The sequence below is a fragment of the Bradyrhizobium sp. 215_C5_N1_1 genome, assembly GCF_052075935.1.
Classification (GTDB): Bacteria; Pseudomonadota; Alphaproteobacteria; order Rhizobiales; family Xanthobacteraceae; genus Bradyrhizobium; species Bradyrhizobium barranii.
Genome location: NZ_CP197228.1, coordinates 8677787 through 8692395, shown reverse-complemented (window position 1 = coordinate 8692395; position 14609 = coordinate 8677787). Strand labels below are relative to the sequence as shown.

At 64.6% G+C, this 14609-nt stretch carries 9 protein-coding genes; 3 read left to right on the top strand and 6 right to left on the bottom strand.

Annotated elements, in window-relative coordinates:
- The first annotated feature begins 164 nt into the window (after window positions 1-164).
- A complete protein-coding gene (locus tag AB7G19_RS41875; protein ID WP_135215590.1) occupies window positions 165-3161 on the top strand; it encodes an autotransporter outer membrane beta-barrel domain-containing protein in 2997 nt (998 codons plus the stop codon).
- Window positions 3162-3320: 159 nt separating this feature from the next.
- Here the strand turns inward: AB7G19_RS41875 and AB7G19_RS41870 are convergent, their stop codons facing one another.
- From AB7G19_RS41870 to AB7G19_RS41850, 5 genes are all read right to left on the bottom strand, one after another.
- Window positions 3321-4151, bottom strand: coding sequence for an MlaD family protein (locus tag AB7G19_RS41870; protein WP_085404018.1), 831 nt, complete (start codon window positions 4149-4151; stop codon window positions 3321-3323).
- A gap of 142 nt (window positions 4152-4293) precedes the next feature.
- Window positions 4294-6513: an acetate--CoA ligase family protein gene (locus tag AB7G19_RS41865; RefSeq protein WP_085404017.1), complete on the bottom strand. Its 2220-nt coding sequence runs from the start codon at window positions 6511-6513 to the stop codon at window positions 4294-4296.
- A gap of 213 nt (window positions 6514-6726) precedes the next feature.
- On the bottom strand, window positions 6727-7719 hold the full coding sequence (locus AB7G19_RS41860) for a glycosyltransferase family 2 protein (RefSeq protein WP_085404016.1): 993 nt from the start codon (window positions 7717-7719) through the stop codon (window positions 6727-6729).
- 153 nt (window positions 7720-7872) lie between these two features.
- The gene (locus AB7G19_RS41855) at window positions 7873-8442 is read right to left on the bottom strand and encodes a class GN sortase (RefSeq protein ID WP_085404015.1); all 570 of its coding nucleotides are present in this window, start codon (window positions 8440-8442) and stop codon (window positions 7873-7875) included.
- A gap of 181 nt (window positions 8443-8623) precedes the next feature.
- The gene (locus AB7G19_RS41850) at window positions 8624-10888 is read right to left on the bottom strand and encodes a marine proteobacterial sortase target protein (protein WP_085404014.1); all 2265 of its coding nucleotides are present in this window, start codon (window positions 10886-10888) and stop codon (window positions 8624-8626) included.
- 187 nt (window positions 10889-11075) lie between these two features.
- Between AB7G19_RS41850 and AB7G19_RS41845 the strand changes: the two genes are divergently transcribed.
- Window positions 11076-11846 (top strand): helix-turn-helix domain-containing protein, encoded by a 771-nt coding sequence (locus tag AB7G19_RS41845; RefSeq protein WP_085404013.1) that lies wholly within the window; start codon window positions 11076-11078, stop codon window positions 11844-11846.
- Between the two features lie 48 nt (window positions 11847-11894).
- On the top strand, window positions 11895-13385 hold the full coding sequence (locus AB7G19_RS41840) for a glycosyltransferase family 2 protein (RefSeq protein ID WP_085404012.1): 1491 nt from the start codon (window positions 11895-11897) through the stop codon (window positions 13383-13385).
- Here the strand turns inward: AB7G19_RS41840 and AB7G19_RS41835 are convergent.
- A complete protein-coding gene (locus AB7G19_RS41835; protein WP_085404011.1) occupies window positions 13382-14602 on the bottom strand; it encodes an ABC transporter substrate-binding protein in 1221 nt (406 codons plus the stop codon). The two genes, AB7G19_RS41840 and AB7G19_RS41835, sit on opposite strands and share 4 nt — an antisense overlap.
- Window positions 14603-14609 lie beyond the last annotated feature (7 nt).

Here is a 14609-nt window from a genome sequence, read left to right as displayed (position 1 = left end):
AACCGTAGTTCTACCGGCCAGCCTCATGGCCTAAGTTCCTCGCGGCGCCGCTGGGGAGCGCCGCGGGTGAGGGGAAGAGCGTGGGGGCTTGGTTGCCATCGAGCGGGCGGGGTTGCTCGCGTCGTGCCACCGCTGTTCGCGCGGCATTCTGGATCGGCCTCGCCTTGAGCGCGGCGGCGGCGGCGAGCCCCGCAGCAGCGCAGCAAATCTTCAACGGGTCGCAGACCACGCCGAACGGCGCCGTCAACGGCGGAGGCGGCGTCTGGGACACCACCACCACGAATTGGACGGACGTCTTCGGTTCGACCAGCACTGCTTACGATCCCTCGTCAGTCGGCACGGTGTTCGGCTACTCGGGAGTCTCGACGCCGGCAAGCGGTGGCACGGTGACGGTTACGCCAGGCGGCGTGCAGCTCACCAGCCTCGTGGGCTTCGACCTCACCGGCGACGGTTCTGTCTACACCATTCAGGGCGGCGATCTCAGGCTAGCCTCCGGGGGGACGACGTTCTTCACCAACGATGTCACCGGCACGACAGACCCATCGGCCGTCATCGCCTCGCGCATCACCGGCAGTGGTGGCATCTCCGTGCAGGGACCCGGCATCCTGGCGCTGCTCGGCGCCAACACCTATACCGGCGACACTTTCATCTGTTCGTGCGCAGCGCTGCAACTCGGTGACGCCACCCACACCGCGAGCATCATTGGCGCCGTCAACAACGAGGGCCTCTTCAATATCGTCAATGCCGATACGTCGGGAATTACATCGCTCCTGAACGCTATCTCCGGAACGACGATGTTCCTCAACGCGACCTCCGCCAGCTCTATGGTGATCACCAATAACGGCCAGCTGTACTTCGGTGATCCGCTCGGGGGCGGCACCGACACCGCCACGGCCGGCCGGGCGACCATCATCAATGACGGCGGCTTGACCGGCTTCTTTGGCCGGACCAATGCGGGCACGGCCAACATCACCAACCAGAATGGCGGCGGCACCGCGTTCCTCGATCAATCCTCGGCGGGCTCCGCGACCATCGTGAACAAGGATTTCAGCGGGACCGTGTTTGGTACGCTGTCCGGGTCCGATACTGCGACCGCCGGCAATGCAACCATTATCAACGAGGCCGATGGCCTGACCAATTTCGGTGCGTTCACGACGGCCGGCAACGCCACGATCGTCACCAAGGACGGTGGCAAGACCGAGTTCTTCGATAATTCCACCGGCGGCAATGCGCGCTTCATCACCACCGGCACAGGCGTCGTCGATTTCGGGATCAGCCTCGGCCCGAACGGCGACGGCCGCATCACGGCCGGTTCGATCGAAGGCAATGGCACCTACTATATCGGTGGCGGCAACACGCTCGTCGTCGGCAGCAATAACCGCTCCGCGCTGGTCGATGGCGTCATCGGCGACTACGATCCCTGCGGGTGTGGTTTCATCGGCTCCGGCTCGCTGGAAAAGGTCGGCAGCGGAACGCTGATCCTCTCCGGCACAAACACTTACACCGGTACGACGACGGTGAATGGCGGCATCCTGCGGGTTGATGGCGACATCTCGCAATCGAGCCTGACCACCGTGAATGCCGGCGGTGCGTTGTTCGGCGCCGGGATTGTCGGCAACACCGTTATCGCCACCGGTGGCATCTATGCGCCCGGCGACGGCGGCCCGGGCTCAAGCATGCAGGTCCAGGGCGATCTCACCTTGCAGCCCGGCTCGGTCTATGTTGTGCAGGCCGGTAGTGGATTCAGCACGAGCCATGCGCTCGTCAGCGGCAACGTCACGCTGGACGGGACCGTGGGTGTCGCGCTGTATCCCGGCAGCAAGATAATGCAGCACTACTCGATCATGCAGTTTTTCGGCAGCGCCACCGGTAATTTCGCCGGCGTTGCCGCGCCGGGTGGCCTAGTCGGCACGACGACGGTCGGGTCAAACGAAGTGTTCCTCGATTTCACGCTGAACTATGGCGCGAAATACGCGCTCAACATCAACCAGCAGAACGTCGCCACGACGCTTCAGAATTTCTTCAACGCCAATGGCTTCCTTCAAGCCGAATTCGCGGGCCTCGGCCCCAACGGCCTGACCCAGGCCTCCGGCGAACCGGCAACGGGGTCGCAGCAGACGACCTTCAATGCGATGAACCTGTTCCTCGGCCTCTTGACCGATGTCTTCGGCTCGGGACGTAGCGGCACATCAGGTCCGACGCCCTATGCCGACGAGCCGGGCGCGAATGCCTATGCCGCGACCGGCAAGGGCGCGCGTGACAAGAACGCGCGCGACGCCTTCGCCTCGATCTACCGCAAGGCACCGGCCGCAACCTTCGAGCAGCGCTGGGATGTGTGGGCGGCCGGCTATGGTGGCTCGCAGACCACCGACGGCAATGTCGCGCTCGGTTCGAACAACACCACCAGCAGCGTCTATGGCACTGCCGTCGGCCTCGACTATCGCTTCTCGCCGTCGACGATCGCGGGCTTTGCGCTTGCCGGCGGTGGGACCGGCTTCAACGTCAACGGGCTCGGCTGGGGCCGCTCCGACCTGTTCCAGGCCGGCGCCTTCGTTCGTCACACGGCCGGACCTGCCTATATCACGGCCGCACTGGCCTATGGCTGGCAGGACGTCACGACCAACCGCATCGTCACGGCCGCCGGCGTCGATCAGCTGCGGGCGCAGTTCAACGCAAATGCGCTCTCGGGCCGTGTCGAGGGCGGTTACCGCTACGCTACGCAGTGGATCGGCCTCACGCCCTATGCGGCGGCCCAGGCCACCATGTTCAGCCTTCCGAACTATTCGGAGTTCGCGGTGGTCGGCAACAGCACCTTCGCGCTCAACTATGCCGCCAAGGACGTGACCAGCACCCGTACCGAGCTCGGCCTGCGCGCCGACAAATCATTCGCCGCGGCCGGTGGCCTGATGACCCTGCGCGGCCGCGTCGCCTGGGCGCATGATTACAATCCGGACCGCACCGTCGGCGCGGTGTTCCAGACCCTGCCGGGCTCGGCCTTCGTCGTGAACGGTGCAGCGCTGGCGCGCGATTCCGCGCTGACCACGGCGGCGGTGCAGATGAACTGGATGAACGGCTGGTCTGCGTCGGCGACCTTCGAGGGCGAGTTCTCGAACGTCACCCGCTCCTACGCCGGCAAGGGCGTTGTGCGCTACGCGTGGTAGGGCGTTGCTGGGGCGATCGCGCGAAGCGCGAGCGGGGTGGGGTGATCTCTCCACTCGGGCACTGCATGCTGAGAAGCACTTTCGCCTCACCTCGGATCGCATTTCGCTTTGCTGCATGCGATCCGATCCTCCCCCTCCAGGGGAGGATAAGAAAGAGCGTCACTGCTTCTTCTGCGGAGGCTTGCGCGGCGGGCGCGGGGCGGCGGCGGGCGAGGGCGTGCCAGCCATCTTGTTGGCGGCGTCACTGACGTCGAGCAGCGAGCGCCGGATGTCCTCGACGTAGGCAGCCGACTTCTTCTTCATGGCATCGGCGAGCTCGTGCAGTCCCCTGATCTTCTCGAACAGCTCGTCGGCCTTGCCGTCGACGAAGCCGGGGACCACGCCTTCGATCTTGGTGACCGCCTTGTCGAAGCCTGCGAAGGCGCTGTCGACCTTGGCCATGACGGAGTCGATTTCGCCGCCCTTGCTTCTGAGATCGGCGGTGTAGTTCTCGAACGTGCGCAGGCCGTCCTTGATCGCAGGGGCATTGCTGACGATCGTGCGATCGACGCTGTGCAGAGTGTCGACGATGGATTCGGCGTCGCTGAGATCGGCGATCAGCATGGGGACGCCGTCCGTATCCAGCGGCACCGGCGGCGCGGAGGGCGCGCCGCCGATCAACGAGATCGCGGCGACGCCGGTGAGACCCTGGAACTCGATGCCCGCAACCGTGTCCTTGCGGATCGGCGCGGTGTTGTCGAGCATCACCAGCGCCACGATCTTGCGCGGATTATCCAGCTTGATCGACAGGATCTGGCCCGCGGGAACACCGTCGAAATTGACCGGCCCGCCGCGGCGCAGGCCGCTGGCGGAGCCGCCCTCGAACACCACGCGCAACTGGCTCCGGCTCTGGGCGGTGCGCCATTTCTGCACGCCGAGCACGCCGCCGAACGCCACGGCGATGACCGCCAGCGTCGCCGTTCCGATTACGAGGTTGCTCGCGCGTGCCATGCAGGGCGATTTTACGGCCAAAGCGGGGTGGTTGGAAGGACGATGCTGCGGCCGCAATACTAGAGCGGGCGGGTTAACGACTTGTCCGCCGTAGCTCGAAGAGAAGGCGGAAGCGTAACCCGCCAATCCGCCTTAGGCGACATCAATGCCCGGCCGCGCGTTTTGCAGCAGCATTGTTCAATACGATCAGCGCGTCGACGGCGACGCCCGTTTTGGTGTTGATCAGGAACGGGTTGACGTCGATCGAGGCGATCCGGTCGCCGGCATCTGCGATCAGGTTGGACAAGCCGACCAGCGCTTTCACCGCGGAGGCCTCGTGCAAGGCCGGCTTGCCGCGATAACCGCGCATCTTGATACCGGCCTTGGTGCGGCCGATCAGGAGCCGGGCCTCGGCCTCGTCCAGCGGTGCGCCGGCGAGCGCGACGTCCTTCATCAGCTCGATGTCGATGCCGCCGGTGCCGAACAGCACGACCGGCCCCATCTCGGCATCGAGCGAGGCGCCGACCACGAGCTCGAGATCGGCCTTGACCTGCTGCGCGATCAGGATGCCGTCGAGCTTCGGCTTGCCCTTCAGCTTCGCCACCCGCGCGGTGATGTCGGCGAATGCCTGCTTCACCTCCGCGGCGCTGTTGAGATTCAGCACCACGCCGCCGATGTCGGATTTGTGCAGGATCTCGGCGCTGACGACTTTTGCCACGACCGGGAAACCGATCTGCTTCGCGATCTTCGCGGCGTCCGCCGCCGTCTGCGCAATCGCTTCCTTCGAGACTGGAATGCCATAGGCCTTCAGCAGCTTCTTCGAGGCGACCTCGTCGAGCGCGGCACCGCTCGCCGATTTCAGCGCCTTCTCCAGCACGGCGCGGGCGGCAGGCTTCGAGCTCGAGGCGATGTCGGGCACTGCCTTGCGCAGCTTCGCATAGTCGAGCAGCGATTTGATCGCGGTCACCGCGCGGTCCATGCCCTGCATGACCGCGAGATGCGGCAGCGATTTGCGCAAGCCTTTGGTGAATTCGGTGAAGCCGACCGACATCGCGCTGATGTAGATCACCGGCTTGCCGGCCCGGCTCGCCATCCCATCGACGATGCGCAGATTGCGCTCGCGCAACTCGTGCGGCGCCTTGGGCAGTTCGGCATCGATGATGACGATGTCGATATCGGGGTCGTCGATCATCAGCTCGATCGACTTCATGTAGACGGAGGGATCGACCACCGCGGCAAAGCCGGCATCGAGCGGATTGCCCACGATCGAGCCCGGCCCGAGCATCTTCGCCAGTTCGGAGCCGACGTGCGGGCTCAGCGGCGCAAAGTTCAGGCCTTCCGCATAGAAGGCGTCAAGCAGCATGCCGCGCTTGCCGCCCGATAGTGTGACCGCGGCGAGCCGGTCGCCCTTGGGCACGGCCGCGTGAACGAAGCATTCGGTGGTCTCGATCAGCTCGTCGAGCCCGCCAACCCGGATCACGCCTTCACGGGTCGCGATGGCGTCGAACGTCTCGATCGAGCCTGCGAGCGCACCGGTGTGCGCCATCGCCGCCGCGCGGCCGCCCTCGGACGAACCGAGCTTGAGTGCGATGACCGGCTTGCTTGCGGCGCGCGCGGCCTTGCAGGCGTCGCGAAACGCCTTGGTGTTGCGCACGCCTTCGAGGTAGACCACGATCACCTTGATGCTCGGATCCTCGGCGAAATAGCGCATCAGGTCCGGCGTCTCGAGCCCGGCCTCGTTGCCGGTCGTCACCATGTAGCCGACCCCGACGCCGCGATCGTCCAGCGCCTGCCGGATCGCCATGACGATGGCGCCGGATTGCCCGGCGATCGCCACCGCACCCTGTTCCATGGTGACGACGCGGTCGTCGATATTGGTGAAGAGCTTTTCGCCCGCGCTCAGATTGCCGAGGCAGTTCGGGCCGGTGACGGCGAGCCCCGTTTCGCGTATCGCGGCTTGCAATTCGGCAGCGAGCTTCTGGCTCTCCTCATCCTGTAACTCGCTGAAGCCCGAGGTGACGATGGTGGCCGAGCGCGCGCCGGCCGCGGCGGCGTCGCGGATCACCTGCACGGCAAAGCGCGCGGGCACCAGCACCAGCACGTGATCGGGCTTTTCCGGGAGGCTCGCAAAATCCTTGTAGCAGGGCACGCCCCAGACGGTGTCGCGCTTGGCGTTGACCGGATAGAGCCCGCCCTCGTAGCCGTACTTGACGAGGTTGTTCCAGATGCGCTCGGCATAATTGCCGGGCTTGTCGGTCGCGCCCACCAGCACGATGTTGTGCGGGTGCAGCATGGCGTGGATGCCCTTGACGACATCGCTGGCATCGGGCGCTGGAGACCATGGACGCGGAGAAACAGACGCAGCAGGTACCTGGGCTTCCATGGCGCTTTACCTCTTGTTCTTGTTGCAGCGCCCTGTCTTGCGCCGGCGTCTGGCGGGGCTGATCGTGATGGCTCCATGCCGCGTGGCGGAATGCTGCGTGCTTCGCGACAAGGCTAGCATCACCAGACTTTTGGCGAAAGTGCGAACGATCGGACGACGTGCCACGACTGCGTGACGCATTCTTTCAAATGGTGATCACGCCTCTGCTATCGTTCAGTAATGCAGCAGGCGCAGCTTGTAGGCGTAGTGATACGCCAACTGCTTCGCGAGATAGGAAGCGATGGCGCGCCGGATCTGCATCTGCGTCGGATCGAAGCCGAGAACGCGGCGCCGCAGGATGCCCATCTCCCTGACGCCGAGCGCGTAGGTCGAAGCCGTCTTCTGTGCATCATGGATGCGGAAGCAGGCGAGAAATCGCGGCAGGCGCACGAACTTGAATTCCGCGGCTTGCGCGCGCAGGATGAAATCCCAGTCCATCGCGTAGTGGAAGCTCTCGTCGATGGGCCCGATCCTCTCCCACACGCGCTTGCGCCAGAACATCGTCTCCTGCGGGATGTAGTCGGCATATTGCAAAGCCTTGCCGTCATGAGGCGGCAGCACGGCGCGTCCGACCTCGAGCCCCTCGCGATCGACGAAAACGCGATGGCCGTAGACGATGTCGACATCGGGATGCGACATGAAGTAGTCGGCGACATAGGCGAGCGCTCCGGGCAGCAGCATGTCATCGCTGTTGAGGTAAGCCATGATCTCGCAATCGGCACCGGCGAAGCCGAGATTGATGGCGTTCGACTGCCCCTTGTCCGGCTCGCTCGTCCAGCTGATGCTCTCACCTCGGCTCTTCAGGAGATCGATCGTGCCGTCGATCGAGGCGCCGTCCTGCACGTGATAAGTCAGCTTCGGATAGTTCTGACTGACGATGCTCTCGATCGTGGCGTCGAGATATTGCGCATGATTGTAGCTTGGCGTGACCATCGTGATCCGCGGCGCATTCGCCGGGATCGCAGGCGCAGGCGGGAAGACAGTCAGGTTGAGCAGGCGCGGCGGATATTGCTCGAAGGTCCACATCGGCGGTCGTCGCCAGAGGCTCCGCAGCGAGGATCGTCTCTGTCCGGCAGCAATGAGGTCCTGATTCCGTTCCAGGAGCGCGACACGATTTTCGAGTTGCTCCAGCCGCTGTTCGAGGCGCTGCCTGAACTCGTCGTCCATTACAGGTTGTCCTGAAAATTACAGCGTCAAAAGATCAATCGGCTGTTCTTACAGGTCTATGGGAGACGACGCCAGTTCAGCGGCCCGATCAAGCGCGGTTCCCCGGCTGTTCGGCGCGGTCTCTATCGATCCCCGATGGCCGATTGCGAACCGCTATTCACCTGTTTCGATCAAGGTGGCATGCAGGGTGTAGCGCTCGGGTCCGGGCGTGACGGCGTCGAAGGGCCAGCAGGTTGTGAGCACCAGTTCGACATCCTGCGTCGCGGGATCGATGCCGGACTCATCGAAGCGAACCACAGCGGAGGAATCCGCCCGATAGCGAAAGTGCTTTCCGTCACGGCGTGTGACATCGATTACGTCACCAATGGCGACATTCCGCAGGAAGCGGAAATGTGTATCGCGGTGCGCGGCATATACCGCAACGCCGCGCTCGCCGGCATCAGCCGTTTGGTGGATATGGCCGGGTCCGAACGCGAGGGCCTGGCCGCTGGTACCTTCCAGCACGATCGCGCTGGCCCCGATTCGCTTCACCTCGATCCGCGCGACCGGCCAGGTGTCGGCCCAAGACCATGGCTTGACCACGCCGCCGGTCGTAACGCTCCTGTCGAACGCGCGCTCCAGCAGCACCTGGGCGAGCCATGCCTTGGCATGGATGTAGGCGCCGTCGCCGAACAGGATGAGGCCGACAAGTGCAACAGCGAGGGGGGAGATGAAGCGGGGCATAATGGTCCTTCCCCCGTCATTGCGAGCGAAGCGAAGCAATCCAGACCGTCTCCGTGGCGGCAGTCTGGATTGCTTCGTCGCTTCGCTCCTCGCAATGACGGCTGATAAAAAGGCGCGCGCGGCCGTTGGTATGGGACGGGCAGCCGCGCGCGCTAACAGAGGAGTTCGGGGGGCTCCTCTCTCAAGCGGCGTCAGTGAGCAAGGGCTGACGCCGGTTGAACACGTACAGGATCAGGGCGAGCACGATCAGGATGAAACCTGCGATCATCTTGAGCTCGGCTGAGGTCGCGGTCTTCGGTAGGCGGATCGCATCCGGCGCGGCGGGCGTCGGCCGCCTCGTCGCCGGCTGGTTGCGCGCATCCGCATGGCGTTCGCGCAATTGTGTGGGCGTCAGATGCGGTCGCTCGCCAAAGACCTTCTCGAAATCCCAACCGGCCGGCAGGTTGAGCGGCAGCTCGCTGAGCTTGAGCGGCGCGCCCTCGTGGCGGCTCGGCGTCTTATCGACCGCGACCAGGCTGGTGAGCCGCGTGACGATCTGATGGTCGAGCGCCAGCGCGAGGATCGCCTTGTCGGAGTCTTCGGGCGTCATCTCGCGCATGGTGCGCGCAACCTCGGCGTCGCCGATCTTGCGCTTGGCCCAGAGTTTTGACAGGCCCTTGCCTTCGGCGGCGTTTTGCAGCGGCAGCGTCACCGACCACGGGCGGTCGCCGACACGTCCCTTGATCTCGAGCGAGCCGGCGAGCTTGTCGAGCTTTGCCGCCAGCACCAGCGGTTCGTCGCGATAGACGTCGGGAATGATCGCAGGCGTCACGTCTGCCTTGGCATCGGAGAACTTTACGCTGAGCCCGGTCACCGCGGGGTTCTCCAGCTTGGCGAACAGGCCGCGCATGCGCTCCTCGACCTGCTCGACGGAGCCGATATGGGTGAAGGCCCCACGGCCGAGCTCGGCGGCGCGTGTCATCAGATAGGTGTTGGGCGCGGATCCGATGCCGACCATGAACACGCGCGAGCGGCCCCGCATCGCAGTGACCGTTTCGAACAATTGCTGTTCGTTGCCGATCGCGCCGTCGGTCAGGAACACCACCTGGCGGACCATGCTGGTGTCGCCAGCCTTGTCGGTCAGCGCGGCGCGCATCGCCGGCACCATCTCGGTGCCGCCGCGGGCCTGTAATCCATTCACGAAACCGAGTGCTTCGCCGAGATGCGCGGGGTCGGCCGGCACGGAGGTCGAGAACAGCACGTCCATGGTGTCGTCGAAACGGATCACATTGAAACGGTCATTCGGCTGGAGGCGGCCGAGGGCATAGAGTAGGCTCGCCTTGGCCTGAACGATCGACGTACCGCCCATCGAGCCGGAATTGTCGATCACGAACACGACCTCGCGCGGCAGCGGCTTTTGCGTCGCCTGCTCGGCGCTGGGCGGGGAGACGAAGGCGAGCAAATAATCGGCATCGCCGATACGCTCGCGGAACAGCCCAACGGACGGTGCCTTCTCCGCGGCCGGCTTCCAGGTCAGCTCGAAATCGCGGTCGGCGGCCACCGCGCCGTCAGCGAGCGTGACGATTCGCGTCGCATTGTCCGGGCTCTCGACCTTGACGTTATGGTGGTGACTCCTGACCTCGCCAAGCGCGAAGCCTGCCTTCAGGCGCACCGTGATGCTGGTCGGATTGACCGGCACGTTTCTGGCGGGATCCAGCACCGGCGGCGAGATACGGTCGCGGTCCGGCACCGGCTCCGAATTGGTCGCGCCCCAGCCCGAGCCGTCCTTGCGGAAGTCGACGCTCTGCACGATCGGTGCCGGATTGTAGCGCGGCCCGACCACCAGCGGCAGCCGCAGCGAATATTCATTGCCGGATTGATGCACCGGCTCCTGATATTCGATCTGCACCAGCACGGTTTCGCCGGGACCGATATTGGCGACCGAATTGGTGAAGATGTTCGGCCGCTCCTGCTCCGTGAGCGCGGCCTTCTGGCCGGCACGGCGCGCCTGCTCGTAGATCACCCGTGCCTGCTGCCGTTCCTTGATGTCGCCGATGATGACGCGGTCGCCGACCACCAACTTCAGCGTGTCGACGGCGCCGCCGGTGGGAAGCGGATAAACGTAGGTCGCCTCGACCCAGTCCTTGGTCGGATTGCGGAAGACCTGGGTGACGCGGGCGCGCAGCGTCGGGCCTGACACCGTGATGTCGACGTCGATGCCGAGGCGGATCGCCTCCGTGTAGGCGCCGTCCTCCTTCAGGAGAAGGGTGCCGGATTTGGCATCGCCGGGCTGGAGCAGGCTGGCCTGCTCCGTCGTCGCCGACCATCCGGGCTCAAGACTCACGAGCAGGGCCACGAAGGCAACCAGCATCACCGCGATGCCCTGCACCAGCAGAAACAATCCGAGCTTGATCAGCCGCCCCAACATGGGGTGCTCGTCGCCGTCGGCTGTGTCGTAGCTATCCATTTCGCCTGCTCCCGAAGGGTGTTCGCTGGCTCGGAGCATCCGTCGGGAGCGCCTGAATGCGCGAGCAGAATGATCGGCAATGTTCCGCCGCGGCCGGCCCCGGCAGGCCAAGGCCGGGATCGCCAAGTACGGTTTTGTGCTGGCTTGTCCGCCCTGCTAGACTTGCGTCCGTGGAGCAGGGTTGACGATGCAGACGCAGGATAAAGTCACCGACAGGCAGCTTTCGGACGAGCAGAGCCGCGAGATCGCGGAGACCATTCGCGAGGAACTCGCCAGGCGCCGGATGTCCCGGCAGGCGTTGGCCGAGCAGGCCAAGCTCAGCCTGTCGACGCTGGAGAAGGTGCTCGGCGGCCGGCGGCCGTTCACGCTGGCAACGACCGTGCGGCTGGAGCAGGCGCTGGGCGTCTCCTTGCGCAAAAGCGCCGCCGTGGTGACGCCTCCGGCCGCAAACGATGTCGCGCCCGACAGCCTCGGCTCCTATGCGCATCGCGCGGTGACCTGGCTCGAGGACGTCTACATCACGCTGCGGCCGTCCTTCGGCGACAAGGATGCGATCTTCGCCTATCGCACCGAGATCGTCTGGGAGCCGAAGGTGTCCTCACTGGTGTTCCGCGAGGGCGAGCGAACCGACGCCGCCTATGAGCACACCGGCGAGGTTGCGGTGCCGCATCAGTCCGGCTTCATCTATCTCGTCATCATCAAGCACGGCCAGCATCGCGTGATCACGGTGTCGCGGCCGACGGTTGCCGGCGAGATGTACGGCATCATCTCGACGCTCCGCGCCGGACCCGGCTCGCAACTGACGCCGATCGCAGCGCCGATCGCCTATGTGCCGCTCCGCAATGTCGCGAAGCCGTCCCTGGGACGGGTCGGCCCCGACGATGCCAACCACGCATTGTATGGAAAGCATCTGCGCCGCACGGTGGAGGAATCGTTCGCGTTGTTTCTGTCGGTATAGTCCGCGAGAAAGAGTCCGGAATGGCGTCGCGTGCGTCTATAAGGGAACATGCAGGACGTGCCCGCACCATACGGCGGTGAATCTCCGCTGTTCTCCATCATCATCCCGCTGGAACATCACCGCGGGCAGTGGGAGCTGTCCTGGCTCGGCTGGACGTCGCAGACCGCCGACAAATCGCTTTACGAAATCATTCTGGTGGTGCCGCCTGATTTCGAGGCACTCAACGAGCTGAAGGCGCTGGCCGGCGGCAAAGCGCGCCTCGAATTCACCAATTCGGACCATGACATCGGGCTCTGCGCCTTCGGCGCCGCCAAGGCCCGCGGCAAATATCTGTTCTTTACGGAGTCGCATTGCCGGCCCGAGCCTGACGTGATGGAGGCCTGCATCCGCGCGATCGACGCGCGTCCCGACTGGGCGGGGTTCTCCTGTCAGTCGGTGCCGATCTGCCATAACCGGCTGTCCGTGGCGGAGGCCGCCATGTACCAGGCCGACATCGAGTTCGGCATGAAGCAGCATCCCTGGCGCAAGGTACTGGACCAGTGCTTCGTGACGCGGCGCGACGTCTATTGGGAATGCGGCGGCCTGCGCGAGGAGCTCGGCCATTTCGCCGAATGGGTGCTCGCCGCCGCGTATCACGCGAGGGGCCATACGATCGGCTATCTCGAGGAGGCGCGCTTCCATCACTACTATATCGGCGAAATCGGCGAGCTGAAGACATTCACGCTCGATTTCGTGCAGGGCGAGATCCGCTATCTCAGCGAAGCACGCGATGATCCCGGCAGCGAGCTGCTCGAAACTCCGATCGAGTGGAGCAGCCGCGGCGATTTCAACGTCGCGCTGGCGCGCAGCGCCCTTGCTGCACGGATGCGCGCCGGCCGCGTGACAAGCGAAGGCCTGCAGGCGATCGGGCGTTGGTGCGCGATCGCACTGGCCGGCGACCGCCTTGCGCTTGGTCTTGCACGTTTGGCGGCAGGCTATGCGCGCTGCAGCCTGACCCTGCTCACCATGGGCGGCTCTCGCGGCAGCATCGCGCGCTGGCTGAAGCGTTATATCGCCGCGCTGATCCACTATCAGCGCCTCTATTGCATCCGTGGCATTCGGGGGAGCCTTGGCGGAGCTGCGCAGAGTCTCGGCGATCAGATGGTCGCACAGGCCGGCTTCCATGCCTGGGAGGTCTGGCAGGGCCGCAGCTTCCGCTGGAGCGAGCCGGAAGCCGCCTTGCGGATCGAGGCGCCGCCGGGGCGCACCATCATTCGGATCGCGTCGCCGGAGATTCGCGGGCCGCTGGATCGGATCGGCGTGCAGTTCTATCTCGACGGCGTGCGCGTTGCGGATGCCGCGACCGCGATCGACGCGGATGCCTTCGTTCTTCAGCTCGATCTGCCGCCATCGGGCGGGGCGATGCTGGCATGGGCATGTCCGCGTTTTGCGGCCATCGATGACCCGCGCCGGCTCGGCCTGCCGGTCGCGGGGATCGACGTCAGTGCAGGCGAAGACGTCAGCTGCACGTCTCCGCCCGTTGCTGCGATGCGTGGCTAGCCGCCCGTTTCGGCGCTGATGATGTCGCCGAACAGCTCCCACTGGCCCTTCTTGAACCGCCACATCTTGAGCTGCTCGATCGGCGCGAAGTCCGTGGCCGAGGTGTTGATCTTGATCCCCGGGATCAGCGTGTCAGGGACGAAGTCCTTGAGGCTCGAGGCCTGCTTCATCACGTTCTCACGGGTCAGATTGTCACCCGACTGCTTCAGCACCTGCACCATCGTCTGGGCCGCGGCATAGGCGTACACCAGATTGGCATCCGAGATGTTCGCGCCGGGCATGTACTTGTCGATGAAGGTCATGAACTTCTTCATGCCCTCGTCGTCCTTCCACTGCGGGTCCGACGCATCCTTCAGATAGCCGGCCGACAACACGCCTTCGGATGCCTCGAGGCCGGCCGGCTTCATCACCGCGCCGATCGACACCGAGACGTCGGTCATCAGGTGCATCGGCCTCCACTCCAGCTCCGCGATCTTCTTGATGGCCTGCGCCGCGAATTTCGGGGTCGCGATGTTCACGAAGACATCGGCGCCGGTGCCCTTGAGTTTGACGATATGGGCGTCGATCGACGGCTCCGAGGTCTCGTAGCTCTCCTCGGCCACGATCAGCTTCGATGCCTTGTCGCCGAACACGTCCTTGATGCCGGCGAGGTAGTCCTTGCCGAAATCGTCGTTGGCATAGAAGATCGCGACCTTCGCGTCCGGCTTCTCCTTCAGAATGTATTTTGCGAAGATCTGTGCCTCGACCCGGTAGCTCGGCTGGAAGCCCATGGTCCAGGGAAAGTTCTTCGGGTCGTTCCACTTGCTCGCGCCGGTGGCGAGGAAGAGCTGCGGCACTTTCTTGGAATTGTGATATTTCTGCACGGCGGTCTGGGTCGGCGTGCCCAGCGCGTTGAACACCAGGAAGACCTCGTCGCTCTCGATCAGCTTGCGGATCTGCTCCACGGTCTTCGGCGGCGAGTAGCCGTCGTCATAGGAGATCCAGTTGATCTTGCGGCCGTTGATGCCGCCCTGGTCGTTGATCATCTTGAAATAGGCTTCCTCGGTCTTGCCGATGATGCCGTAAGCGGAGGCGGGACCGGAATAGGCCTCGACATTGCCGATCTTGATCTCGGTGTCGGTGACGCCGGTGTCGTACGCCTTCTGCGCATACGCGGACGGGGTCGCAAGCAGCGTCAACGCCGTTGCTGCGGCAAGCAGGGGGAGTTTCTTGTTCATGAAAATT